The 24,482-nt window shown below is 64.8% G+C and carries 20 protein-coding genes; 8 read left to right on the top strand and 12 right to left on the bottom strand.

All coding sequences use genetic code 11. The annotated features are described in order from the left end of the window. The first annotated feature begins 100 nt into the window (after positions 1 to 100). Complete coding sequence (locus Q7514_RS07275; protein WP_330132572.1) at positions 101 to 988, top strand: DUF2268 domain-containing protein; 888 nt, start codon at positions 101 to 103, stop codon at positions 986 to 988. Positions 989 to 1,159: 171 nt separating this feature from the next. On the opposite strand, the gene Q7514_RS07270 is transcribed toward Q7514_RS07275, so the two are convergent. Then, positions 1,160 to 1,285, bottom strand: coding sequence for a hypothetical protein (locus Q7514_RS07270; RefSeq protein ID WP_330132571.1), 126 nt, complete (start codon positions 1,283 to 1,285; stop codon positions 1,160 to 1,162). A 181-nt stretch (positions 1,286 to 1,466) separates the two neighbouring features. Here Q7514_RS07270 and Q7514_RS07265 point away from each other — a divergent pair, with 181 nt between their 5' ends. Together Q7514_RS07265 and Q7514_RS07260 are read left to right on the top strand one after the other, a co-directional pair. Beyond that, complete coding sequence (locus Q7514_RS07265) at positions 1,467 to 2,021, top strand: DnaJ family domain-containing protein (protein WP_330132570.1); 555 nt, start codon at positions 1,467 to 1,469, stop codon at positions 2,019 to 2,021. A gap of 181 nt (positions 2,022 to 2,202) precedes the next feature. Next, positions 2,203 to 3,039 carry a class I SAM-dependent methyltransferase gene (locus Q7514_RS07260; protein ID WP_330132569.1) on the top strand — a complete coding sequence of 279 codons (837 nt, stop codon included), beginning with the start codon at positions 2,203 to 2,205 and terminating at the stop codon, positions 3,037 to 3,039. Between the two features lie 51 nt (positions 3,040 to 3,090). On the opposite strand, the gene Q7514_RS07255 is transcribed toward Q7514_RS07260, so the two are convergent. After that, complete coding sequence (locus tag Q7514_RS07255; RefSeq protein ID WP_330132568.1) at positions 3,091 to 3,591, bottom strand: polyketide cyclase; 501 nt, start codon at positions 3,589 to 3,591, stop codon at positions 3,091 to 3,093. Between the two features lie 176 nt (positions 3,592 to 3,767). Between Q7514_RS07255 and Q7514_RS07250 the strand changes: the two genes are divergently transcribed. Continuing rightward, positions 3,768 to 4,577 carry an SDR family NAD(P)-dependent oxidoreductase gene (locus Q7514_RS07250; protein WP_330132567.1) on the top strand — a complete coding sequence of 270 codons (810 nt, stop codon included), beginning with the start codon at positions 3,768 to 3,770 and terminating at the stop codon, positions 4,575 to 4,577. A gap of 19 nt (positions 4,578 to 4,596) precedes the next feature. On the opposite strand, the gene Q7514_RS07245 is transcribed toward Q7514_RS07250, so the two are convergent. From Q7514_RS07245 to Q7514_RS07225, 5 genes are all read right to left on the bottom strand, one after another. Continuing rightward, entirely contained in the window at positions 4,597 to 5,835 is a 1,239-nt protein-coding gene (locus tag Q7514_RS07245) for a cytochrome P450 (protein WP_330132566.1), read from the bottom strand. Between the two features lie 7 nt (positions 5,836 to 5,842). Beyond that, positions 5,843 to 6,037 (bottom strand): ferredoxin, encoded by a 195-nt coding sequence (locus Q7514_RS07240; RefSeq protein WP_330132565.1) that lies wholly within the window; start codon positions 6,035 to 6,037, stop codon positions 5,843 to 5,845. A gap of 40 nt (positions 6,038 to 6,077) precedes the next feature. Then, a complete protein-coding gene (locus Q7514_RS07235; protein WP_330132564.1) occupies positions 6,078 to 7,904 on the bottom strand; it encodes a flavin-containing monooxygenase in 1,827 nt (608 codons plus the stop codon). 34 nt (positions 7,905 to 7,938) lie between these two features. Beyond that, on the bottom strand, positions 7,939 to 9,249 hold the full coding sequence (locus Q7514_RS07230) for an NtaA/DmoA family FMN-dependent monooxygenase (protein ID WP_330132563.1): 1,311 nt from the start codon (positions 9,247 to 9,249) through the stop codon (positions 7,939 to 7,941). Positions 9,250 to 9,371: 122 nt separating this feature from the next. After that, a complete protein-coding gene (locus Q7514_RS07225) occupies positions 9,372 to 11,033 on the bottom strand; it encodes an FAD-dependent oxidoreductase (protein WP_330132562.1) in 1,662 nt (553 codons plus the stop codon). A 124-nt stretch (positions 11,034 to 11,157) separates the two neighbouring features. Here Q7514_RS07225 and Q7514_RS07220 point away from each other — a divergent pair, with 124 nt between their 5' ends. Both Q7514_RS07220 and Q7514_RS07215 read left to right on the top strand, forming a co-directional pair. Next, positions 11,158 to 12,783, top strand: coding sequence for an FAD-dependent oxidoreductase (locus Q7514_RS07220; protein ID WP_330132561.1), 1,626 nt, complete (start codon positions 11,158 to 11,160; stop codon positions 12,781 to 12,783). Then, positions 12,780 to 14,363, top strand: a complete 1,584-nt coding sequence (locus Q7514_RS07215) for a class I adenylate-forming enzyme family protein (RefSeq protein WP_330132560.1) — start codon at positions 12,780 to 12,782, stop codon at positions 14,361 to 14,363. The genes Q7514_RS07220 and Q7514_RS07215 overlap by 4 nt, the downstream gene beginning before the upstream one ends. A 59-nt stretch (positions 14,364 to 14,422) precedes the next feature. Here the strand turns inward: Q7514_RS07215 and Q7514_RS07210 are convergent, their stop codons facing one another. Then, positions 14,423 to 16,219, bottom strand: a complete 1,797-nt coding sequence (locus Q7514_RS07210) for an NAD(P)/FAD-dependent oxidoreductase (RefSeq protein WP_330132559.1) — start codon at positions 16,217 to 16,219, stop codon at positions 14,423 to 14,425. A 205-nt stretch (positions 16,220 to 16,424) separates the two neighbouring features. On the opposite strand from Q7514_RS07210, the gene Q7514_RS07205 reads away from it, so the two are divergent. Continuing rightward, positions 16,425 to 17,816, top strand: coding sequence for an alpha/beta hydrolase (locus Q7514_RS07205; protein ID WP_330132558.1), 1,392 nt, complete (start codon positions 16,425 to 16,427; stop codon positions 17,814 to 17,816). A gap of 2 nt (positions 17,817 to 17,818) precedes the next feature. On the opposite strand, the gene Q7514_RS07200 is transcribed toward Q7514_RS07205, so the two are convergent. The 4 genes from Q7514_RS07200 to mhpA all read right to left on the bottom strand — a co-directional run bounded on the left by Q7514_RS07200 (position 17,819) and on the right by mhpA (position 23,614). Continuing rightward, entirely contained in the window at positions 17,819 to 18,397 is a 579-nt protein-coding gene (locus Q7514_RS07200; protein WP_330132557.1) for a TetR/AcrR family transcriptional regulator, read from the bottom strand. A gap of 34 nt (positions 18,398 to 18,431) precedes the next feature. Further along, entirely contained in the window at positions 18,432 to 19,391 is a 960-nt protein-coding gene (locus tag Q7514_RS07195) for an enoyl-CoA hydratase/isomerase family protein (RefSeq protein ID WP_330132556.1), read from the bottom strand. Between the two features lie 26 nt (positions 19,392 to 19,417). Then, positions 19,418 to 21,826 (bottom strand): CaiB/BaiF CoA-transferase family protein, encoded by a 2,409-nt coding sequence (locus Q7514_RS07190; protein ID WP_330132555.1) that lies wholly within the window; start codon positions 21,824 to 21,826, stop codon positions 19,418 to 19,420. Positions 21,827 to 21,964: 138 nt separating this feature from the next. Then, positions 21,965 to 23,614, bottom strand: a complete 1,650-nt coding sequence (mhpA, locus tag Q7514_RS07185; RefSeq protein ID WP_330132554.1) for a bifunctional 3-(3-hydroxy-phenyl)propionate/3-hydroxycinnamic acid hydroxylase MhpA — start codon at positions 23,612 to 23,614, stop codon at positions 21,965 to 21,967. A 161-nt stretch (positions 23,615 to 23,775) separates the two neighbouring features. Between mhpA and Q7514_RS07180 the strand changes: the two genes are divergently transcribed. After that, positions 23,776 to 24,477 carry an IclR family transcriptional regulator gene (locus Q7514_RS07180; protein ID WP_330132553.1) on the top strand — a complete coding sequence of 234 codons (702 nt, stop codon included), beginning with the start codon at positions 23,776 to 23,778 and terminating at the stop codon, positions 24,475 to 24,477. Positions 24,478 to 24,482: the final 5 nt, after the last annotated feature.

Here is a 24,482-nt window from a genome sequence, read left to right as displayed (position 1 = left end):
ATCTAGAACACGTTTCACATCAGGGGAAGGGTTTGCGAGGATTCGTCACTCCGTCGCCGAACTTGAACCTCACGCAACGTGAGGATCTACCGTCGTCGACATGACGATCACAGTGCTCGACACCGCCACCGAGATGAATGCCGTACTGACCGCCGACGAACCGGCACGCCCCGACCTCGTGCGTGTACTACTTTCGCCGATGGAAGGAATGTTCCGCTACCTCCCCGGCGACGTCGACCTCTTCGCCATGCACACCATGAGCATGGGCTTCCCGATCGATCGCTGTGTGGACGAAACACGTCGAGCTCTCGGCCGCCTGGTGGCCGCGGACGCCTGGAATCGGATCGAGCGCGCACTAGTCGATGCGGTCGCCGTGCAGACCCTCGCCACCCCGGATCTGCAGGTTCCGGATATCTCGTTCCTGCTCGTCCTCGGAGACCCCGACGACGACTACTTCATGAGCTCGGCGCGCGGACTCAGCGGAAACGGCAGCGCCACGGGCTACATCTCGCTCACCCTCTGGCCGACCGACGAGAACCTGGCCCGACTGGAGGCCTCTGCCGTGCACGAACTCAACCACAACCTCCGGTACGCGCCCGGTGGGGTCGTGTGGGATCCCACGTCCGTCGTCGTCGGCGAACATATTGTCTCGGAAGGCCTCGCCGACGCCTTCGCCCGTCAGCTGTACGGCGACTCACTCGGATACACACCGTTCGGCGTTCCCCACCTCGACGACGATGCAGCGTTCGAGAAGATCGTGTCGGCACTGAACGTCTCGGGTATGGAGAACTTCGCCGCGTGGGTCATCGGGGATGATGCCGCGGCCCGGTTCGGCGCCGAACCGGTCGGTGTTCCCATGGGAGCAGGGTATGCGGTGGGCAACCGCCTCGTCGACCGCTACCTCATCGAGACAGGCAAGCGAGCGGCCGACGCATTGCATGTGCCCAGTGCGGAGATCATCAAAGGTGCACTCGGCTCGCGTCGGTGACGACGCCCCCGGTCGCTGCGAAATGACGCGGCATAAGGGTTCCAAACGACGGTTGGTGCACGAAATATCGATGCACCGACCGACATTTCGGTCACCTATGAGAATCGGGTCAATCGCTCGAGTGGCATATGAGCCAGGCCTGAAGCACCTGGCTCACAGATAAGGCGGAAGTCAGCTCCCGATGACCGGCATCGAGTCGTAGTCCATTCCTGTGTAGCCGCACTGCTGCATCGGAGTTCCGTCGATGAGGCAGTTGACTGCGGCCGAGTTGGACGCGGGCCGATGCTTCCCAGGCATGGCGCCTCACCGGCCCGCGCGTTCCACACACTACCTCGAGTCGAACACATGTTCCCATCAATCAGTGCCTCCTGCGGCAAGCAGCACGCCGCGAGGATGCTTCGACGCTCGAACCCCTCACTTTGGCAATACGCATGACATAATACACGTGACCCAAATAGTTTCACGACATGGAGTGCTGATGATGCATGAGCACGCGCTGCCCCTCTCGTTCTCCAACCCCTCTGCTTTCGCGATCGACTCCGAGACGGCGATCGCACTGCTCGCCGACATGCACATTCGAAAGGCGATCGAACGGGGCGATTTCGACGACCTTCCCGGCAGCGGTAAACCACTCGATCTGTCCGATGCCGATGACCCAGATTGGTGGCTCAAGAGCTTCATGAAACGTGAAGGGCTCGCTTTCCTGCCCCCCTCCATTCAGTTGCGCAAAGATGACGCCGCCCTGGACGAGCAACTCGATCAGCTATCGAACGAGAAGGCCGTTCGACACGAGATCGACCAGTTCAACAAACGGGTGATGCACGCTCGCTACCAACTGCCATCAGGACCACCGCTGATCACCATGCCACGTGACACTGAAGCCACAGTGACTGCATGGGCCGATCGCAAAGCGGCGCGATCTGAGGAAGCGCGCACCACGGAGTGTGCAGAAGCCAAGGCGAAGAAGCCCTCTCGCCGAGGCGTCTTCGGCAAACTAGGTCGTCGACGACCGCGTCACCGCACCGAAACATGACCCGCAAAATAGCCCAGCATCCAGCCGCGGACCACACTCCTGAACGTCCGGCCACTCCCGGACACCCTCGTCGATAAGATGAAAACCGTCGGCGCGACCGGGACGCAGGACAAATACAATCGCTCGCACCATTGAGGTGTGATACAAACGTGCGTCATCCGACACCGCGAAGGGACAGGCCGTGAGCGAAGCGGAAGCCATTGCCAGTAACCAGGCGAACTGGGACGATCGTGCCGACATCCATGTGCGGTCGCAGATGTACGACGTCGACGGTTTCCTGGCCGATTCGACGCGGATTTCCGGCGTGGTTCGCAACGACCTCTCGGTGCTGGCACCCCACTTGCCGGAATCCGGTGTCACAGATCTTTCGCTGCTTCACTTACAGTGCCACATCGGCATCGACACCGTCTCGTGGGCACGACTCGGCGCCGCCGACGTTCACGGCCTCGACTTCTCACCCAACTCACTGCGCCACGCAACGCGGATCGCCGGCGTCGATGGCCACGGCATCACATGGGTAGAGGGCGACGCCCGTCATGCCTCGTCACTGATCGATCGCCGCTTCGCCGTGGTCGTGACCAGTGCAGGAACGATTGTCTGGCTCCCGGAACTCAGGGCGTGGGCCCAGTCCATCCACGACCTCCTCGAACCGGGCGGCATATTCATGATCCGCGACGATCACCCCATCCTCGGAGCAATGGCATTCGAACCCTGGGAGATCACGGACGACTATCTCAGCGGCGGAGGCGTTCGTACCTACGAAGACTCCGGCACCTACACAGACGGCCCGCGAGAGGTCGAGCACGTCACCAACCACGAGTGGCGTCACAGCCTGAGCGAGGTTGTCGGTTCACTGCGCGACGCCGGGCTCACGATCGAAACCCTCGCCGAGTTTCCCCACATGGATTGGCCGGCCTTCGCCGAACTCACCCCTTGCGACCAGGGATGGGCGCTTCCCGAGGGGTCGCCGCGGATTCCCCTCACCTTCGCCGTCGTTGCTCGACGTCCACGATCTTGAAGCACACCCACCCAGCTCGGTGAGTGTCGAAGACCCGAGCGTGCAACCGCATCACGACGGATCGCTCTCCGCGAGCCGCCTGAGATTGAGCAGTTGGCGTCGTGCCATCACGAGATCGCCGACAGAGACCGCCGGCGCAAGCCATCGATACCCGCTCACAACAACTTTCAACAGCAATCGAGTGGTGTCGTCACCGACGGGCACGAGAACGTACGACAGGACACCGCCCATGATGCGGCCCGTGTAGTGCACCTGCGTCTCGATCGACAACACCCGCCCTTGGGGACGGCCCGCCGTGCTGGTGAAGTGGTCGCCGGGTACCGGTTGCGGGAAGCCCAGCAACCGCTGCGGTGAGCGTTTCCCGAGACTGTCGATCCAGTCGTACGCGTACGGCGCCCACTGGATCTGCATTACCCACGGCCACACCGCCTCGGGCCGCGCATTCACGGTGACGCCTCGCCATGCCGACAGGCTCGGCGCCGGGACGATGTCGTCGCACGGGTAACGGCGCGCGACCTCCTCGTCGGTGACTCCCCACCTATCTCCGATCATGCGTCCTCCCCTGTTCGGCATCCCGGCGTCGGTCGACTACCAGTGTGCCCTCATCATCGGCCGTCGCAACCCGCCCTCTACGGTGCATCCTTGGCAGAGAACGTTTCTTCATAGACAATGCGTCCAGTAGTTGGATGCAATGAATGTCGAACCGTCCGAGATGCGAGAGTGCTTACATGTCTTCAGAACTCACCGGAAAGATCGCCATCGTCACAGGTGGAGCCACTGGAATAGGTCGAGCGACGGTCGAACATTTCGTCCGCGAGGGCGCCCGGGTGGTGATTGCCGATGTGAACCGCGACGAAGGTAAGGCTCTGGCCGACTCGCTCGACGCGTCCGCAGTGTTCCGGGAAACCGACGTATCCGACATCGGCGAGGTACGAGCACTGGTGGACTTCGCGGTACAAACATTCGGAGGCCTCGACGTGCTGGTCAACAACGCCGGCATTTCCGGACCGATCTACGCCAGTTTCCTCGACGACGACCTCGAAGCCTTCGACAAGATCTTCGCAATCAATCTGCGCGCGGTGATGGTGGGGACGCAAGCAGCAGCAAAGTACATGGCCGAGAACGGTGGCGGCGCGATCATCAACACGTCCTCGATCGGCGGCATCATGGCCGGCCGCGGAGTGATCACCTACCGGGCGTCGAAGGCCGCGGTCATCCACTTCACCAAGTCGGCAGCCATCGACCTCGGCGTCCACGGTATCCGCGTGAACTGCCTTGCACCGGGCAGCATCCCGACAACATTGCTGGAGTCGTCGACGACCGAACTCGAGGGTGAGGAGCGCGACGCGATGATCTCCAGTGTGCGCTCCACACAGTCGAAGAAGAGGCCTCTCAACCGCGAAGGGACGGTAGACGACGCCGCCGAAGCCGCCGTCTACCTGGCAAGCGACCGCGCCCGCTACGTCACCGGCGCCGTCCTCCGTGTCGACGGCGGCACAGCCGCGGGCAGCACGATGACGACGCCGGGTCAGAGCTGAAGTCGAGACTCCCTGCCCATCACCAACTCACGGGCAGGGAGTAGACACCGTAGGCGAGCCGGTCGTGTTTGAACTCGATCTGTTCGAGCGGGACGGCGAGCTTCAGGGTCGGGATTCGGCGGATAAGCGTGGAGAACGCGACCTGAAGTTCGACGCGGGCGAGCTGCTGGCCGATGCACCCGTGCGGGCCAAATCCGAAGGCAAGATGCTTGTTCGCCACCCGAGCCACATCGAACTGCCGAGGCTCGTCGAAAGTCCGCGCATCCCAGCTGCCCGCGGAGTAGTCGAGAATGACACCTTCGCCGGCTCGGATCACGATGTCGCTGATCTCGATGTCCTCCAGAGCAATCCGGCGCTGTCCGTTGTGCACAATGCTCAGGTACCGCAGGAGTTCTTCGACCGCGTTGGCGATGGCCTTGGGATCGTCGTTGTTGCGAAGGAACTCGAGCTGCTCGGGATTCTGCAGAAGCGCCAGGGTCCCGAGTGAAATGATGCCCGCGCTGGTCTCGTGACCGGCGGACAGCAGGCCGTTTGCCAGTGCGACGCCCTCGTCGATCGTCATGTCGCCGGCACGAATGTTGTCGGCGAATTCCGCAATGACGCCGGTCGATTCCTCCTTCGAGGCGAGCCGCTCTTCGATGACCTCGCGCATGTAACCACGCATCGCCGTGAACAGCCGCTCCTGCAGTTCCGGTGTGGCATAGCGATCCATCGCCGCCGAGGCGTGCTCCTGGAAGAAATCATGATTGTCGTAGGGAACTCCGAGCAGTTCACAGATCATGAACGACGGAAGCGGAAGACCGAATGCCGGTACCAGGTCGACCGGATTCGGCCCGGCAAGCATGTCGTCGATGAGCTTGTCGGTCACCTGCTGGATCTTCTCGCGTTGAGCTTCGACGCGCTTGTACGAGAAGGTGCGTGTCATCATGCGACGTAGTCGCAGATGCCCGGGGCCGTCGGTGTTGAAGATGCTGTCGGGCCGTATCGGAGCGATGGCCGCCCGGCCGGCATTCCAGTGCGGGAAACCCGTCAGACGATCGTCGGTGCTGATGCGCGGATCCAGTGCCAACACCCGCAATTCGGCGTTGCCCGTGACCAGCCACGGTGTGCTGCCGTCCCAGATGCGTGCTCGTCTCAGAGGCTGATGGGCCGCCGAGTCGATGAGTGCAGCGGGGACGTCGAAGGGGCAGCGTGCGTCACGTTCGACGGGGAAGCTCAGAACGGCCTCGTCGACGCCGGTCGTGGAATTCTCTGTCATATGTCCTTCACTCCTCGAATGCGATGGCGACCGCGGGGCACGATGTTGCTGCCTGACGAACCGAATCCCAGTGTTCCTCAGACGGCCTCGGGTCCATCAGGACCACGACGCCGTCTTCGTCACGCTGGTCGAACACCTCGGGTGCGATCGCGGCGCACTGGCCGGCAGAGACGCATCGCTCTTCGATGATCTCGACTTTCATTGACAATTCACTCCGTAACCGTGACTGGGGACCAAGGACGCTACGAAAGCGTGACGCCGTCCATCTGTCCGCTGTCCCGCCATCGGGCCAGCAATTCGAAGAACTGGATCGGGCCACCGCCGTAGTTGGCTGCGACGAGTCCGTCGGGATTGCCGCTGTCGCCCTCGTTGTCGAGGTAGCTGGGGGTGCAGTCCGCGTAGAAGGCCTGCCCAGGCTTGGAGAGTTCCTTCATGGTGGAGACCCAGCCGTCCTCGGCTTCGAGGTCGGCCTCGATCGTGGTGGCGCCCCGCTCGACGCGCTGCTGAAGCAGGTAAACGAGGTGGCGGGCGCGCTCCTCTGCGGTGTGCGTGTAGTTGTTCGCGATACCGGTCTGCGTGTACCCGAGGAAGAAGCAGTTGGGGAATCCGTTGGACTGCAGACCGTGGAAGGTACGTGGTCCGCTCTTCCATTTGTCGCTCAGGTGGATGCCGTCGCGACCGATGATGTCGAATCCGGCACGGCGGGTGTAGCTGCTGCTGACGTCGTATCCCGTTGCGAAGATCAACGCGTCGACCTTGTATTCCGTGCCTCCGACAACGACCCCGTCGCGCGTCAGCCGCTCGATGCCGCGCCCGTCGGTGTCGACGAGCTCGACGTTGTCGCGGTTGAACGTGGGCAGGAAGTCGTCGTGGAACCCGACGCGCTTGCAGAGCCGCTTGTACCAGGGCTTGAGTGCCTCGGCGGTGGCCTTGTCGGTGACGATGGAGTCGATCCTGGCGCGCACCCGCTCCATCGATCTGTAATCGGCCTCGAACAAGAACTCGCCGATCTCCTCGGGGGTCATCGGTGCGCCGCGGCGTTCGTTCTCCTGCTGGATCGCGGTCTTGGTGACCTCGGATGCCACGCGGGTCCAGCCGTCGTCGACGAGGTCGGTGTGGCTTTCCATGCCCGCGGTGTAACGGGTGAAGTTCTCCATTCGTTCGCGCTGCCATCCGGGCTCGAGAGTCGCGGCCCAGTCGGGATCGGTCGGCTTGTTGCCCCGTTCGTCGACGGCGTTCGGCGTCCGTTGGAACACGTAGAGCTGCTCGGCCCATCGACCGAGGTGAGGAACCACCTGCAGGCCGGTCGCACCGGTGCCGACGACGCCCACGGACTTGTCCTGCAGGCCGGTCAGCTCACCGGACTCGTCTCCTCCGGTGTAGCTGTAGTCCCATCGGCCGGTGTGGAAGGTGTGTCCTTCGAACTCGTTGATGCCGGGAATACCGGGCAGTTTCGGACGTACGAGCGAGCCCGGCGAGACCACCACGATCCGGGCGCGGATGCGGTCGCCGCGATCGGTGTGCACGATCCAACGTTCGCTCGCCTCGTCCCAGACCATCTCGGTGACAGTGGTGTGGAAGAGCGCGTCGCGCACGAGGTCGTACTTGTGCGCGATCGCCGTGAGGTGCTCACGGATCTCCGCGCCGTACGCGTACTTCTGAGTGGGGATGTAGCCCAGCTCCTCCAGGAGCGGCATGTAGATGTAGGACTCGATGTCGCACTGGATGCCAGGATAGCGGTTCCAGTACCAGGTTCCGCCGACGCCGCCTGCCCGGTCGAGCAGCCTGATACCGTCGAGGCCCGCCTCACGCATCCGTGCCGCGGCGATCAGACTGCCGAGGCCGGCACCGATCATCAGGATCTCGACCTCGTCGTTCACCGGATCGCGCGAGGTGCGTTCGACGTAGGGATCGTCCTCCCAGTGCGAGAACTCGGCAGTGACTTCGACGAACTGCTCGATGCCGTCGCGCCTGAGCCGCTTGGCCCGCTCGTAGGCATGTTTGGCCCGCACCCAATCCGGGTCGAAGCCTTCGGGTTTCGGTCCCGGCGGCGTCAACGTCTCCGGCATGCTCGGTTCCTTTCGCCTCTCGGCAGGTTGCTGCTCATGCGAAGCGTTCTCGCAGCGGCCGGTCGTCGGGGGTGGATCGGTATATCCCGCGGTCGATCATGCGCGGAATCACCTCATCGATGAATTCACGGATCGACGCCGGGCCGACGGGGAACATGAGGTTGAAGCCTCCGACATTGCCGTCGCCGAACCATGCCTCGAAATCGTCGACGATGTCGTCGTACGAGCCGACGAACTTGCGATGCTGGGCGCCGCCCCGACCGAGCGACTGCGCTGTGACCTCACGGACGGTGGCGCCGGGACGCGCCTCGATCCAGTCGTAGAGACCCACGTAGTTCCCGAATGTGCTCTTGATGGTCGACTCGACGTCTGCCGGCTTCGGCATCTTCTCGAACGGGAACCGGTCTTCGACGCTGTCGAACGAAATCGGCTCCAACCCGAATTGCACCAGCACCTTCGGCGCGAGGAGCTCCCACGGAACGAACTCGTCCAGAGCGAGCATCTGCTCTTCGGCCTCCTTCGCGGTACGCGCGACGTAGGGGATGAGGCCGGGGACGGCCGGGACGCTTCCGACGGGGCGACCCGCGTCGGCGAGCGCCTTGTCGAGGTCCTCCCGGTATGCCGCTGCACGCTCCCTGCTGGATGCGGCCGTGAACACCATGTCGGCGTGCCGTGCGGCGACCTTGATTCCGGGCCCGGACCCACCCGCCTGCGCGACCAACGGCCGACCCTGGCGGCTCGGCGCGACGTTGAGCGGTCCGATAACACTGAAGGATTCGCCCTTGTGGTTGATCGGCGAGGCGTAATACCGCGTGACGCCGTCGGGGTCTCTGCGCACCTCACGATTCGCCCAGAGAGCTTCGGTCACGTCGAGGAATTCCGTTGCGCGGCGGTACCGTGTCTCGCGGTCGGGGTGACCGGTCTTGCTGTAGTTCAGCGCGAGTGCATCTCCGACGGTGGTGACTGCATTGAGTCCGGCCCGGCCGTCGGATGCCTGATCGAGCGAGGCGATGAGACGGGCGAGTGTGTACGGATCATAGAACGTCGTCGACGCGGTGGCGATGAGACCGACGTGCTCGGTCTCGCGGGCCATCGCGGTCAGCGCAGTGATCGGTTCGGCGGGCCCGCCGTCGAAGGCGGGTGAGTTCGGCATGCCGGGTACGTCGCCGAGGAAGATCGCGGTGAAGAGACCCTCGTCGCCGAGATGGCCGTAAGTCATCAGCCGCTCGAACGGGTCGACGAGCGCCGAGTCGGCGTGGTGCTTCTGTTCGTAAGAGGGAGCCCCCATGTGGAGATTGATGTCGTTGCCGACGAGGTTCAGGTGGAGATAGCGCCGAGTCGCCATGGGCCGTCCTTCAGATCAGAGGTGGCATCGAGAGTCGTCCTGTAATCCCAGTCACACGCTATAGATGGATGGTTCGGCAAGTCAATAGACGATGCGTCCATCTTTTGGATGAATTGGCTTGCCTATGCGTCCGCCCAGGTCTGCATCGCTTCGGGACGTGCCGGGACCCGGTCCGCGACAGCAGCACGACCTGCAGCGATTCCCCACACTCCTGCGACCGCGAGTGTGGCACCTGCACCGCCGTAGACCATCCCACTCGGGTTGGCCATGACGTTGCCCGCGGCATACAACCCCTCGATCACGTCGCCGTCGACATCGAGAACCCGCCCTTCGACGTCAGTGCGGGGCCCACCTTTCGTGCCGAGCGCCGAACTGATCACCTCGACGGCATAGAACGGTGCCGTTTCGACCGGACCGAGTGTGGCACCAGAAGAATCCGGATCGCCCATCCTCCCACCGGGGAATCGATCGAACGCACTGCTGCCCCGCGAAAAGTCCGGATCCACGCCGTGCGCCGCATGATCGTTGAAGCGCGCGACGGTGTCCGTCACCGAGTCGACCGGAAGATCGAGTGCTGCAGCCAGTTCTGATATGGACGATGCCCGGACGACCCACTCGGGTACCGGGTCACCCGGGCGAGCGCCGAATACACCGAACCGGTCGACGGTGGACTGATCGAAGATCATGTACGCCGGGAGATTCGGGTATTCGAGTCGCGACTCGTCGAGATGATGGAAGGCACCACCGAAGGCATTGTAGTTCGCCGCCTCGTTGGCGAAGCGGCGGCCGTAGCGGTTGACCATGATCGAGCCGGGTAGCGCCCGCTCACGCGACGACAGCATCGCAACCGGAGCCCCGTCGCGCCGGGTGCCCGGGCAGGGTACCGACGGCGACCACCACGCCTCACGCATATTGCCCAGTCGGGCACCAACTCTCATGGCCATCCGGAGGCCGTCACCGGTGTTCGTCGGCGCACCGATGGGTCGCGTCAGCGGTCCGCGCAGGAAATCGCGCACCAGATCCGGGTCGTACTCGAACCCTCCGGTGGCGAGCACAACCGCGGAGGATCCAATGGTTTTCACTCCGTCGCCGGTCTCGACCTCGACACCGTCGACGACATCCTCATCGGTGCACAGCCGCAGCGCCCGGGTCCCGGCGTGGACGTCGACCCCGCGCTGGAGGCACGCCTTCAGGAGGCCACCGACCAGCGCGCGACCCAGCCCTTCTTCCTCGGCTTCCGCGCGAGTAGCGAGCGTCTCGGGCGCGACGACTCCCGTTCCGCCACCGAGTGGCATCTCGGCCAGCACGATGCGTTGGATGTCGCCGGCAATACGGTCGATCCACTCCTCGATCCCGGCGAAGGAGAACAGCCCGGGCTCGAGCGTCCGGCCACCGCCGGGTTTCCCGCCGGGATGTTCGGGATGGTAGTCGGGATATCCCTCGACAAGCTGGAGTCGTAGGTCGGTGTGCTCGTGGAGGAAGTCGACGAATCCGGGACCGCCGGCGATCAACGCCTCGGCCAGCTCCGGCAGGATCATCCCGTTGGACAGGCTCGACAGATAGGCGATGCCCTCCTCCAGGGAATCCTCGACGCCTTTCTCCGCCGCGACCGGGTTGCCGGGAACCCAGATCCCCGCACCGGACAGGGCGGTGGTGCCGCCGATCAGCTCGGCCTTCTCGAACACCGCGACGTCGACACCCTCGAGCGCGGCGGCGAGCGCGGCGGTGAGGCCGGCGGCTCCCGACCCGAGAACGATTACGTCGTACGTCTCCTGCATTGGCATTCGCTCCACCATCTCGCCCCGCGCTTGTTGTATATAGTGAACACCTGGTCTCTATTGATGCACGTTCGCTATGGTAAGCGGGATCACACCACCCCACAAGAGCCCACTCGAACCGGAGGCCGGAGTGTCAGAATCCGAAACATACGATGTCATCGTCCTCGGCAGCGGCGCCGCAGGACTCACCGCCGCATTCGCTGCAGCACACGAAGGCGCGCGAGTTGCGGTCCTCGAGAAGAACGACCGGGTCGGCGGGACGACCGCGTGGTCCGGAGGCCACGTCTGGATCCCGAACAACCCGTACATGGCGGACATCGGCGCGAGCGACAGCGTCGAGGATGCGATGACCTACCTGATGTCACTCGGTCGCGGCATCCTCGACGAACGCCTGGCGCGTGCCTTCGTGGACGCCGGGCCGAAGATGGTGCGCGCACTTGCCGACGACGGTGGGGTCGAGTTCTTCGCCGTGCCCGGCCTACCCGATTACCACCCGTCGAATCCCGGCGGTAAGCCCGACGGCGGCCGAACACTCGGGCAGGAACTGTTTCCCTTCCCCACCCTGGGGGAGTGGCAGGACAAGGTCGAGGTGACCCCCTACTACTCTCCCTACCTGCGAATGGACGAGACCGCGATCGGCTGCGCCGTCCCCAAGGCTCCCACCGACGAGGAGAAAGCACATCGCGAGGCCGAAGACCTGCGCGGCATGGGCGGAGGCCTGGTCGGCCACCTCCTGAACGCGTGTCTCCGCGTGGGCGTCACGATCGAGGTGTCCGCAGCGGCACACGATCTGATCATCGAGGACGGCCGCGCGACCGGTGTGGTCGTCGAGACCGCCGCCGGACGTCGAACCTTCCAGGCCACACGCGCTGTCATCCTGGCCACCGGCGGATTCGAGTGGAACGAGGAATACCGCACCGCATTTCTGCGCGGCCACGTCACGAAACCCGCCTCGATTCCCACGAACACCGGTGATGGCCTGCGCATGGCGATGCGTGCCGGAGCTGCACTCCAGAACATGCGCGAAGCCTGGTGGATCCCCATCACCGAACTCCCCGAGGGCATCAACTCGATGAACCTCGAGATGATCAACGGCGACCGCACGCGGCCACGCAGCATCATGGTGAACCGCACCGGTCGACGCTTCACCAACGAGGCCGTCAGCTACAACTCGGTCGTGGGCGCCTTCCATCAGGAGGACGTCACTGCGTTCCGGTACGCCAACCTGCCCGCGTGGCTGATCTTCGACCACACCTACCTCACCACCTACGGATCGACCGGTCGCCCCTACACAGGCACCACACCCCCGTGGCTGGTGGAGGCACCCACCCTCCGCGACCTCGCGCTGGCGCTCGGCATCCCCGGCGACGAACTCGAGCGAACCGTCGACCAGTGGAACGCGAACGTCGCCGCAGGTAAGGACCCGCACTTCGGCCGAGGAGAGAGCGCTCACGACCGGTGGTGGGGCGATCCCTACAAGAAGGGGAGTATCGAAGGCACGCTCGGACCGATCACGGACGGTCCGTTCTACGCCATGGAATTGACCGCCGGCGTCATCGGTACCAAGGGCGGACCGAAGGTCGACGAGTATGCCCGCGTCATCGATCTCGACGGCGAGGTGATCGGCGGTTTGTATGCGGCGGGCAACGTCTCGTCGCCGACCGGCGCGTCGTACGGGGGCCCAGGCGGAACGCTCGGTCCCGGAATGACATTCGCCTGGATCGCAGGACGGCACGCAGTCGGCGCAGACCGATGAGCATGTCCGGCTCGATCGTCGAGGCATGGCGCGAGCGGGTCGCCGCCCGCCCGAGCCGCGCGGCGATCCGATACTTCGACGGCACGATCGACGCCGCCACCCTCGATAAGCTGACCGACGCGCTGGCCACCGAGCTGCAAGCTCGGGGTGTGCGCTCGGGCGACCGGATCGGCATCTACCTACAGAACATCCCCTACTACCCACTTGCTCTGCTGGCCGTGTGGAAGTCCGGGGCAATCGCCGTGCCGCTCAACCCGATGTACCGCGGGGACGAATTGCGGCGTCTGGTCGAGGATTCCGGCACGACGGGGATCATCGTCGCGCGTGGTACCGACGAGGCGACGCGCAGCGCGCTGGCGGGAACCCCGGTCCGGTGGCTGCTCTCTGCGTCGTCGCGGGATTTCCAAACGCGGGATGACCCTCGGGTATTCACCGAACCGGACCCCGCGCCCTCCCCTGACGGCGACCTCACCACGATCCTCGCTGCACGACGCGGTCAGCGTCCGGCTCGGATCATGCATGACGGCGACGACATCGCCTTCATCACCTACACCTCCGGCACGACCGGACCGCCCAAAGGCGCGCTCAACACCCACCGAAATTTCCTCTGCGCTGTCTCGGGATACGCCGAGTGGATCCGGCTGGCAGCCGGCGATGTCTCCTACGCGATCGCTCCGATGTTCCACATCACCGGACTCTCGCTCAACGCCGGGATCGCGTTGCTGAACGACGTGACACTGAGCATGAGCGGACGGTTCGAGGCGTCGGTCGCACTCGACACGATCCACGAGCACGAGGTCACCACGACAGTCGGCTCGATCACCGCGTTCAATGCGTTCTTCGGCGTGCCCGATGCGGGCGCCGACCATTTCGCGAGTGCGAAGCGTGTCTACTCCGGCGGAGCCCCGATCCCACCGGCGACGATCGACGCCTTCCGCGACCGGTTCGGCGTCTACCTCCACAACATCTGGGGGATGACCGAGACGACGGGCGGGGGTATCGCGGTGCCGCCGGGTGTGGCGGCTCCCGTGCACGGGCCGAGCGGGACGCTGTCCGTCGGCGTGGCGACACGCTGCGTCGAGGTCATCACGGTCGACGCCCAGGGCAGGCCACAGCCACCAGGTGAGGAGGGCGAACTCGTCGTCACCGCGCCGCAGGTGATTCCCGGCTATTGGCAGAACGAGGAAGCCACGGAGCGCACACTTCCCGGTGGGCGTCTGCACACCGGCGACGTCGCCATCATCGACGACGAAGGCTGGGTCTATCTCGTCGATCGCATCAAGGATCAGATCAACACGTCGGGCTACAAGGTGTGGCCGCGTGAGGTGGAAGACGTGTTGTACGAGCACCCGTCGGTTCTCGAAGTCGCGGTGGTGGGGACACCCGACGACTACCGCGGTGAAGCGGTGGTCGCGTATGTCTCACTGCGAGAAGGCAAGGCGACCGACCCGGTCGAACTGGTCGAGTTCGCGGGCGAGCGCCTCGCTGCCTACAAGCGTCCCCGCGTGGTCCACGTGCTCGATGCGCTCCCGAAGACCGCGACCGGCAAGATCCAGCGAGGCGCATTGCGCGGACGATGAACTTCGGTGTTCCCAACGGCGTATATCGCTGTCGAGAACACCGAAGTTCGGGTCGGGCTCTACGCCTTGCGGGCCTCCGGGTCCATAGGCTCGATGCCCTCCTCGATCGCCTTGATCAGCAAGGCGGTGAATCGGGTGTAGAAACGCGCCATCCGGATGAATCCGGTGCCGAACCAGAGCCCGGGCTGCGCCGATCGGCGCCAGGTGTTCGCGTACTCGCCGTCGGCGGCGCGACCGTACGCTTTGTCGATCTTCGCTGCGGCGGAGCCGAGGACCGGCTTCAGATGGCCCCAGAACTGGTGATAGCCGGTCGCGAAGACGATCAACTCGACGTCGTGCATCTCCGACCCGTCGGTGAATACCACCGTTGTGCCGTCCTTGATCTCCGCGACCTCGACGCCCTGCTTCAGGCGGACTCGGCCGTCGGCGATCAACTGGGATGCGCCGATGTCGATCTGGTAGCTGTCCTTGCCGGACATGTGCGCACCGATGATCCCTGTACCGTCCGGGCCCCAGTTGAGCTTGAACCCCTGGGATTCGAGTGCGTCGAGCAGTTCCTTGTCGGCCGCCTTCGCGAGTTGCACGAGTTCCTTGTTGAACGCGTCGACCCGCTCGTTGGGCAGGGCATAGGTCATCTGGTCGGCGAAGTCCGGCGTCAGCGTCATGTCTTCGGTGAACAGCGTCGACCAGTACCTGTGGTAGCTCGGGTAGGTGACGACGTAGGTCGAGGTGCGCTGCACCATTGTGACGTCGGCGTCGTGTTCCCAGAGGTCGTGCGCCAGTTCGTGACCGCTGACCCCCGAGCCGATGACGAGCGTCTTCTTGCCGGCATAGCGGTCGCCGTCCTGGAATTCGTCGGAGTGCACTGCGACACCGCGGTATTCCTGGAGTCCCTCGATCTCGGGAATACGCGGCGAGCCGAACATACCGCCCGCGACGATGAAGTGCCGCGGGTGCAGGTCGCGGATCGAGCCGTCGCCCAGCTGCACGCGGACCGTCCAGCGCTCGGTTTTCTCGTCGTAGTGGCCGCTGAGGAACGTCGTGCTCGTCCACACATTGAGATCGAGTGTGGTGGCGTATGTTTCGAGCCAGTTCGCGAACTTGTCCTTCGGAGTGTGCGCCGGCCACGTGGCAGGAAGCGGGAGATACGGCAAGTGGTCGCCGTAGACGGTGCTGTGCAATGCAAGCGAGGCGTAGCGTTTGCGCCACGTGTCGCCGATGCGTGCCTCCCGGTCGATCACGAGCGTGTCGACGTCGAGGGCACCCAGCCTCGCTGCGAGAGCCAGGCCGTTGTGGCCGGCGCCGAGCACGAGCACGGTGGGGTCGCGGTCCTCGAACGACGTCTCGCCTCGCCGGTCGTCGGCCCAGCGCGTGCGGCCCGGGACGACGCCGTAGACCTTTCCTTCGGGACGACGGTGACGGGTTCCCTCCGGGAATGCTTCGAGCGCTTCGACCTGGGTCTGCAGCGTGAACGCAACGAAGCGCGAACCGTCGCGCACGAGTCGCGCGAATCCGCGATCGATCCGGTCGTTGGTCGTGAAGTCGAAGAACCCCATGATGTCGTCGCCGGAGGCGAAGGGCTCCTGCTCGGCATTCACAGCGAAGCCGGACGCGCTCCATTCCTTGGTGAGCTCGATCAGACGACCGGCGGTGTGCGCACCGCCTACGGCGTGGTGGAAGTCCCACGGGAAGGCCATGAAGTCGCGCCACGTGGCGTCGGGGTGCAGGCATGCCTCCAGTTCGACCTCCGAGCCCTTCTCGAGCGCGGACGCGAATTCCGCGAGCCAGGCCGTGAAGACCTGTGCCGCATTCGGAGTGTCGATCTCAGGGGCTGAGTTGCGCCAAGCTTCCGCCATGGGTGCGGCTCCTTCTCGGTGTGATGCATGATCCGAAGGCTTGTGTATTTATCGAACAGTTTGGTTCTATATACACACATACTGGTCGAGCGGGTCGCACCTAGTCAAGGGTTCGGAGCGGAACCTTGTGGCGCCCAACACGATCAGCTACCGTCAGAGTGTATTTTCTGCACATATTTGTGCACTATATGAGACGGAGGTAGTGATGACGGGCAGCGACTCCCACGACGTGGGGGCCGGGCTGATCGTCCGCACTCTTGCGTCGCCACACGCTTCCACCAGCCGATTCCTGGTGCTGATCCTGAGCCGCGACCACTGGAACACCTGTCGCGAGCTCGCCGCCGACGGACTGGTGATCGTCGAGGTCCCCATCCGTTCCGGCAGTGCGCTCGACGACAGTGATCGCGCCTTGCAGTGGGCCCGCTCGGTGGCCACCGATCTCTTCGATGTCGATCCGGGCCGCATCGCCGTTCTCGATACGCCGGAAACGCAGCCCCGTGCCGCCGAACTCGCCGAACGGGTCCGGGTTCGGAAGGAACCCCCGATCCTCGTCGAGACGTTCCACTCCACCGAGAACGATCTGCACGCTCGCATCGCGGCACTCCCGGAGTTCGCGGGCCCCACCGAGCCCGCCGTCGCTGTCCACCGCAGGGTCGAACCGGCGACACTCGCGCAGCTCGATCACCTGACCCGGTGGGACACCACGAGCATCGACACCATTCGCGCGAGCTATGCCAAGGTCACTCCCCCTCCGACCCCGGCGAACGAGCGAGTCGAGCGGATCGACGACGTCGTCCTCGGCACCGAGGAACGACCGGGCATACCCGTCCGCTGGTACCGGCCTAGGGGGGCCACAGGCCCCCTCCCTGCCATCGTCTACTTCCACGGCGGCGCCTTCATCATGGGAGGGCTCGACGAGAACGACGATCGGCTCGATCTCATCGCCACCGAACTCGGTTGCGCGATCGTATCGGTCGACTACCGCCTGGCTCCCGAGAATCCCTACCCCGCAGCGCTCGACGATGCAGAGACGGTCTGGCGCCACATCCTCACCCACTCCGACGCGCTCGGTGTCGACCCGTCTCGACTGGTCATCGGCGGCGCAAGCGCCGGCGCCGGGCTCGCCGCCGCGTTGTGCATCCGCCTCACCGAGGTGGGCCTGCCCCAGCCCGCGCTCCAGCTCTTGGTCTATCCGATGCTCGACGACCGTGAGCACGGCTCCCTCCGGGCGCTCGAGGGCGGTGCCGGACATTGGGGTCTGTGGCGACTCGAAGCAGAACGTCACTCGTGGCAGGCCTATCTCGGCGAACTCCACGGCACGGTCCCCCCGGCGACAGCCGCACCCGGACGAGCGACACCCGACGACTTGCGCGGCACCGCACCCGCATTCATCGGTATCGGCGACGTGGACGCGTTGCTCGATTCCAACCTGCACTATGCCGCGCAACTGTCCCGGGCCGGGACTCCGGTCGAACTTCATGTCTACCCCGGGGTGATCCACGGCGGGTTCGTCGCCCGCCCTCGTACACGACAGACCCAGCGTTTCCTCGACGACGTCTACGCTGCCCTGCGCAGGGCCTTCGAGACCGGCGGCTGAACTCAGCGCATCGCGGCCAGCAGCGCGTCCGACATCGCGTCGATCGCGCGTTCACGCTCGATCTCCCACCCCTGGATCAGCCAGAGATGCATGAAGTAGTCGAGCATCGAGTAGAGCATCGCGGCACTGAGACGCAATTGCTCCCTGGTGGCCGACGTCTTGGTACGTGACCATTCGACGACCAGTTCCTCCATGGTCCGCATGTGCTCTGCGGCGAACTCCGGATCGGCCGCGCGCGCCTCGTGCAGCGTCTTGTACAGGATCGGCGCCTCCAGATAGAAGTCGACCATCCGCTCGAAGAACTTCCGCACCGATGCTTCCTGCCCGTGCCCCCAGTTGAAGCCGTCCTGGGTCTGCCACTCGACCATCCGCGCGTCGCGGAGGTTTCGCAGCACGGTGGCCTTGCCGTCGAAGTGCAGGTAGAAGGTTGCCCGCCCGATCCCGGCCCGCTGCACGATGTCGTCGACCGTGGTCGCGAAGTATCCGCGCTCTGCGAACGCCTCCAGGGAGGCATCGAGGATGCTCTGCCGGGTCAGGTTGCGTTGACGCTCCCGCATGGACAGTCGTGGAGTAGTGCTCATGAGTCGGTGATCCTAACTGGGACCGCAACAGTGGCTAGGGGCGCAGCCGTGCGGCCTTGCTGAGCCGGAACTCGGGGGGAAAATTCTCGTCGTTCGCCTTCACTGAATTGGTCAGCCCCGCCTCCATCATCTCGGCGTCGAGATGGAACTCATGCTCGTCCGGGCGGACGAGCCGCCCCATGGACTCGACCATACCGGTGAGGAGACTGCCCATGTACTCGCCCTGATGCTGCTTCATCATTCTGAAGAACATCTTCTGGATGACGACGGTGTCGGTCGGGCGGTTGCGCGCGCACGCCTTCGCGTAGGTCTGAACCTCATCCTCGAGGTCGTCGCGGGCCACGACCTTGTTGAGGAAGCCGCACTCGTACATCTCGTCGGCGGTGAACGGTCGGCCGGTGAACACCATCTCCTGGAACCGCCGGATTCCCATCGTCATCGCCCACGTCCACATGCGCGGGCCCCAGCCGACATATCGGAACGCGGCGTGCCCGAACAACGCGTCGTCGGAGGCGATTACGAGATCGGCGTCGGCGGCCTGGTAGAAATGCCACCCGTAGCAGTAACCCTTGACCTCGACGATGCTGATCTTGTTGAACTCCTGCAGGCTCCGGCATCCGGACTGGGCGTCGGCGAACCACGGACCGTAGTTGCCCATGTTGCGGTACGAGTCCTTCGGCGGATAGACGACGTCGGGGTCGTCGATCCTGAACTCCTTGAGCCGCTCCGCGGAGTCGCCGCCCTCGACCCCGGCCATGAAGTCCGGCAGGTCGACCCCGCTTCCGAAATCGTCGCCCTCGGCCCGCACCACCAGAACCTTCACGTCGTCGTCGATGCTCGCTCGATGCAGCAGGTCGGCGTAGCGCAGTCGCGCTTCGACGGTGGGGGCGTTCAGGCGGTCGGGCCGGTTGAACGTGATGGTCGCGATCTTCGAAGCCGGATCCTTCTCGTAGAGAATGATCTCTTCGGCCGACGGCGGTTCGCTGTTCGACATGTGTGCTCCTCGAGTTCAGTACTTGGTTACCGAGCGGGAGCCCGGCCGATCACTCCGTTTTCTTCCAATACACGCAGGTCGTCGTCGGTGACTCCCAGCGCTTTCAGCTCGTCCTCGTTGTGTTGCCCGAGCAGCGGTGCCGGGTGCTGTGTCAGCCGCTCGGGGAGTCCGGTCATGGTGAACGGCAGCGTGCTCTGCCGATACCGGCCGGCGACAGGATGTTCCATGTCCTCGAAGAACTTTCGCGCGTTGAGCTGCTCTATCTCGGTCTGGCGATGCGGCTGCATCATCTTCGCTACGGGGACACCGGCGCTCCACAGCAGGTCGACGATGCGCTCGGACTCCCGGCCCTCGCACCAGGCCTGCATCAGTTTGTCGATCTCGTCGTGATATTCGAGACGCCCGGCAGCGGACGCGAAACGCGAATCCCGGAACTCGGGGACCTCGCTCAACGCATCCACAAGTGAACACCATTGTGCGTCGTTCTCGACGGCGAGCGCGACCCAGCTGTCGAGGCGGCCGAACTCGTCGACGTCCTTCGTCCGGTACAGCCCTTGCGGAGCGGCGTCCGGCCCTCGGTTTCCCTGTCGCGTCAGGATCGATCCGGTCGCGGTGTATTCGATGATCTGCTCGGCGGTGATGCTCAGTGCCGCATCGATCATGGACGCTTCGACAAGCGCACCTTCGCCTGTGGCCGCACGGTGCTCGAGCGCGAGCAACAGGCCGTACACCGCGTGCATGCCGGCGTTCGGGTCGCCGATGCAGGAGGGTTCGAGCGGGTTCCGGTCGGGATAGCCCGTCATCCAGGTCAGGCCCGCGGCATCCTCGATCGCGTAGGCAAAGGCGGCGATGTCGCGCCAGGGGCCGTCGAGCCCGAAGCCCGGCATGCGCACCATCACGATGTCGGGTCTGATCTCCTTCACTCGCTCGTAGTCCAGTCCGGCCTGATCGAGCACCCGCGGCGTGAAGTTCTCCACGAGCACGTCGCACGTTTCGATGAGACGCTCGAGCAGTACGCGCCCCTCGTCGGTGGTGAAGTCGAGCGTGACGCTCTTCTTGTTTGCGTTTCCACCGAGGTGAATGGGTGAACGCTCCCACCACATGTCGACGTCGCCCGACACTCCACCGACGAGCCGACCGCCGTCCGGGCGCACCACGGACTCGAGATGAATGACGTCGGCGCCGAGCAGGGCGAGCAGGTGGGTCGCGGTGGGACCGGCCCAGAAGGCCGTCATGTCGAGCACCCGCAACCCGGCGAACGGCAAGGTGCCACTGCCGCCGTCGTTGTGCGTGCGCACAGGGCCGAACGGGTCGTGGTGTGCGCCGAGAGCTGGAGACGGTTGCGGCGCAGCCCAAGTGAACGACGACACCTGGAAGGGTCGACGAGGCTGCAGGAACTTCCCGTACGGATTCTCGACGAACACATTGCGCGCTTCGAAATGGTCGAGCGTGGCGACGTTGCTGGGATCTGCGACGGGAGCGTGCGGGATTCGGAAGGCGATCCCCAGTTCTCGGATCTCGTCGACGGTGCGTTCGGCTACCCATTCGGCAATCAGGGGCGCCACCTCTGCCGGACGGGACATGATGGCGTCGTCCTCGATCCACTCCGCGTGGTCCATCATCACGTAGAGGTCCTGGCGCTGCTGCAGCGTCCCGCAGGCCATTCCGACCAGACCATCGGCAGCCTGCTGCACGCCTGGGAGCACCAGCGCGCGTTCGGTGCGCCACGGCCGCTCCATCACATCGTGGTAGGTGACGGGGTAATACGTCAGACTCAACACGATCGATTCGAGCATCGACAGGTCGATGAGGCACCCGCGACCCGTGAGGCGCGAATTCACACGTCCGGTCAGTGCCGCGATGGCGGTGTAAGTGCCGGTCACGAATTGCCCCACCCGGCCGCCCACCTGGACAGGCGCACGATCGGGCGCGCCACGGCCCAGACCGACGATCGCACCGGACCACGCTTGAAGCGTGAATTCGGTTGCAGCCCTGCCGCTCCACGGACCTTCGAGTCCGAACGGGCTGATCGCCACGATGACGAGGTGCGGGTGGTCGGCTTCCAACCGCTTCGGATGCAGCTCGGCGATGTTCGCGAACGGGGAATCGGCCGACCAGATCAGCGCATCGGCACTCGCCAGCAGCCGACCGACCTGCATTGCGACGTCCGCGGATCCTGGATCGAGGACAAGGCTTTCCTTGCCGCCCGCCAGGAACTGGAAGAACGGACCGCTCTCCTCGTCCCCGATCTCAGCGCCCGAGCCGGACCAGCGACGCAACGGGTCGCCTTCCGTGGCTTCCACTTTCAGGACCGTGGCACCACCGTCGGCCAGGAGCCTCGTCCCGTAACCGCCGGCAACGCCGACGGACAGATCGACGACGACGAAGCCCTCGAGCGGAAGCTCTTCGATCCGACTGTCCTGACCTTTGTACATTCGAGATTCCTCACGCCCGTCGGATCAGCAGCCAACCCAGTTCGCTGGACGATGTGTCTTGTCATTGGACACTGTTCCTCAGCACAGGTGTCATCGTCAAGCAAATAGTCGGACTCTCCAGCGAAGTGTCGGCGCTCGTCAGCCTGCGGTGGTATCCGAGGGGCTGTCGGCGACGTACTTCTCCATGCGCAGGGCACTCAGCAGCCGAGTCGACAACAGACTCGCATCCTGCGCGATGCCGGCAGCAGCAACGAAGCGATCGGGTCGCAGGAACAGGACGGACTCGCGGTGGACGTCGAACCATGCCTTGAGCTGCCCCGGGTCGCCGACCACGGTCACGTCGTCTCCGTACGAGGTCCGCCCTACCTGGGCGGCCGGAACGACAGCGACGAGCCTCGCACCGATCTTGCGCCACGCCTCCACGCTGGGCTTGTCGAGTACTGCGGTGGGGTCGTTGTTCCAGCAGAGCACCGCGAACCAGCTTCCGAGCGCCTCGTCGAGCCGGCACCGACCGTTCTCGGTGACGACCTCGGGCTGAATGAACATCCGGCCGACCGGCGAGTCCTTGCCGGGGAGAGGTACCACCGCACCGGTCTCGTATCGCGGCATCGGCTTGAACCGCATCTCGAGGATGTAGCGCTCGAGAGTGGGGAGCGCCGACGCCGAGCGAAGCACACGGTCGCGAAGCCAGGCAAGACGCTTGTCACGCACCGAGATCACCCGCCCGACCATGGTCGACAGATCGATCATGGCCCGGGCATGTCCGCGTCGCTCTGCATCGTAGGTGGTCAGCAGGTCGGGGTCGGCCTGCCCGGAGCACACCGCGGCCAGCTTCCAGCCGAGGTTGACCGCGTCGCGCACGCCGCTGTTGTACCCCTGCCCTTGCCAGACGGGCATGAGGTGGGCGGCGTCGCCCGCGATGAAGATGCGACCGCGGCCGAACTCGCCCGCGATCCGCGAGTGATGGGTGTAGATGCGGTAGGCGATGATCTCTGCGTCCTCCGGGCGCGGGATGTGCAGGCCGAGGAGTGTGCGCACGAAGCCGATGTCGTCGACCTCGCTGTCGTGCTCGTCGTCCATGAGCATGAACTCGAAGCGCCGGATGCCGTGGGCGATGGAAATGGACGCGTAGGGCCGCTCGGGGTCGGCGCCGACGTAGCTGTTCGGCGAGCCGAGGGGATCGTGCGCGAGGTCGACAACCAGCCAACGGGTGGACGACGTGACACCGTCGAACGCGGTCCCGATGATGTGGCGGGTTCGGCTCTTGCCGCCGTCGCATCCGACCACGTATCGCGCGCACACCTCGCGAGGTGCGCCCCGGTCGCGGAGTTCGACGACGACACCGTCCCCGTCTTCTCTCAGGGACTGCATCGGGGTGGACCAGCACACCTCGACGGTGTCGAAACGCGCGAGGCCTTCGAGGAGTTCGGCATCCACGAGTGGCTGGACGAACCCGTTGCGGCGCGGCCAGCCGAACTGTGCCTGACTCGGCGCCATCTCCGCGAGAAGCTCGCCATCGCCGTTGACGAATCTCAAAATCTGATTCGGAATGAGGTGCTGTTCAACGTTTCTTGCCAGACCGATGCCTTGGAAGGCGCGCATGGACTCATCGTCCAGTCCCACGCCACGCGGGTAGTCGATGAGGACGTCTCGCTCCTCCGCGATGAGAACCTGCAGACCTCGGGCCCCCAGGATGTTCGCCAAGGTGAGCCCCACGGGCCCGGCCCCCACGATGAGTACATCGACGGCAGCAGGCTCCGAAGCGGATCGTTCTCGACCGTCGGTCACGGGCACTCCCTTGCATCAGTGTGTTGTATTTATAGAACACCGAGCTTCTATATCCACACGTACTATGTCGAATGCGGAGCTATAGTGTCAACACCGCTACCGCAGCCGAAGTGCATATAATGAGCTTCATGTTGTACTTTTCGCTCACGGGCGTGCGCTGAATGACGACGTCGAACGGGCGCCAGCAGCCTGCACCCCAGGTCGGCAGCCGGACGCTGGCTCGCGGACTCACCGCGCTGCTCGCCGTCGTGGACTCCCCCGACGGCATGACCGTTCAGCGTCTCGCCGCTGAACTGGACGTCCACCGCTCGATCGCGTACCGAATCCTGCAGACATTGCGCGACTTCGGCTTCGTGACGCACGGATCCGACGGCAGCTACCGCCCCGGAGCGCTCCTCGCAGCCCTCTCGACGTCCTACCTACCGGCGCTGCGCGAGATCGCCACCCCGGTGATGCGGCGCCTCGCCGACCAGGCCGGTTGCACCGTGCACCTATTCGTCGTCGAGGGCGACGAAGCAGTCTCGATCGAGGTGGTGGAGCCCGTGACGGTGCTCCAGCACATCGCTTTCCGCGCCGGAATGCGGACGCCGCTGGACCGCGGCGCCGCCGCTTACGCGCTACTGGCAGCGGGCCCGGCACTTCCGGGCGAGCCCGAATCGGTCGTCGAGGCACGGCGGCGCGGATACGCCACGAGCTCGGGTGAGGTCGAGTCCGGTGCCTACGCGGTCGCGGCCCCGATCGCGAACTCACACCCCGCGGCGTGCCTGACGCTCATGAGCCATCGCGAAAACCAGCTGGCCGCGGCTGCACCGGAAGTCGTGCGGGCAGCACAGGAGATCGCATCGGCAGTTCTCGAGGGCTGAGCACC

It is taken from the genome of Rhodococcus artemisiae (assembly GCF_036327795.1).
Lineage (GTDB): Bacteria > Actinomycetota > Actinomycetes > Mycobacteriales > Mycobacteriaceae > Rhodococcus > Rhodococcus artemisiae.
This window is presented reverse-complemented; position numbering and strand designations above follow the sequence as displayed.

Excerpts from the sequence above, each read along its gene's own strand:
- Q7514_RS07265 (WP_330132570.1), top strand. The coding sequence starts at position 1,467 with ATGATGCATGAGCACGCGCTGCCCCTCTCGTTCTCCAACCCCTCTGCT.
- Q7514_RS07235 (WP_330132564.1), bottom strand. The coding sequence starts at position 7,904 with ATGCCGGAGACGTTGACGCCGCCGGGACCGAAACCCGAAGGCTTCGAC.
- Q7514_RS07190 (WP_330132555.1), bottom strand. The coding sequence starts at position 21,826 with ATGTACAAAGGTCAGGACAGTCGGATCGAAGAGCTTCCGCTCGAGGGC.
- Q7514_RS07215 (WP_330132560.1), top strand. The coding sequence starts at position 12,780 with ATGAGCATGTCCGGCTCGATCGTCGAGGCATGGCGCGAGCGGGTCGCC.
- Q7514_RS07230 (WP_330132563.1), bottom strand. The coding sequence starts at position 9,249 with ATGGCGACTCGGCGCTATCTCCACCTGAACCTCGTCGGCAACGACATC.
- Q7514_RS07225 (WP_330132562.1), bottom strand. The coding sequence starts at position 11,033 with ATGCCAATGCAGGAGACGTACGACGTAATCGTTCTCGGGTCGGGAGCC.
- Q7514_RS07245 (WP_330132566.1), bottom strand. The coding sequence starts at position 5,835 with ATGACAGAGAATTCCACGACCGGCGTCGACGAGGCCGTTCTGAGCTTC.
- Q7514_RS07210 (WP_330132559.1), bottom strand. The coding sequence starts at position 16,219 with ATGGCGGAAGCTTGGCGCAACTCAGCCCCTGAGATCGACACTCCGAAT.
- Q7514_RS07255 (WP_330132568.1), bottom strand. The coding sequence starts at position 3,591 with ATGATCGGAGATAGGTGGGGAGTCACCGACGAGGAGGTCGCGCGCCGT.
- Q7514_RS07250 (WP_330132567.1), top strand. The coding sequence starts at position 3,768 with ATGTCTTCAGAACTCACCGGAAAGATCGCCATCGTCACAGGTGGAGCC.
- Q7514_RS07270 (WP_330132571.1), bottom strand. The coding sequence starts at position 1,285 with ATGCCTGGGAAGCATCGGCCCGCGTCCAACTCGGCCGCAGTCAACTGC.
- Q7514_RS07180 (WP_330132553.1), top strand. The coding sequence starts at position 23,776 with ATGACGACGTCGAACGGGCGCCAGCAGCCTGCACCCCAGGTCGGCAGC.
- Q7514_RS07240 (WP_330132565.1), bottom strand. The coding sequence starts at position 6,037 with ATGAAAGTCGAGATCATCGAAGAGCGATGCGTCTCTGCCGGCCAGTGC.
- Q7514_RS07195 (WP_330132556.1), bottom strand. The coding sequence starts at position 19,391 with ATGTCGAACAGCGAACCGCCGTCGGCCGAAGAGATCATTCTCTACGAG.
- Q7514_RS07205 (WP_330132558.1), top strand. The coding sequence starts at position 16,425 with ATGACGGGCAGCGACTCCCACGACGTGGGGGCCGGGCTGATCGTCCGC.
- Q7514_RS07275 (WP_330132572.1), top strand. The coding sequence starts at position 101 with ATGACGATCACAGTGCTCGACACCGCCACCGAGATGAATGCCGTACTG.
- Q7514_RS07200 (WP_330132557.1), bottom strand. The coding sequence starts at position 18,397 with ATGAGCACTACTCCACGACTGTCCATGCGGGAGCGTCAACGCAACCTG.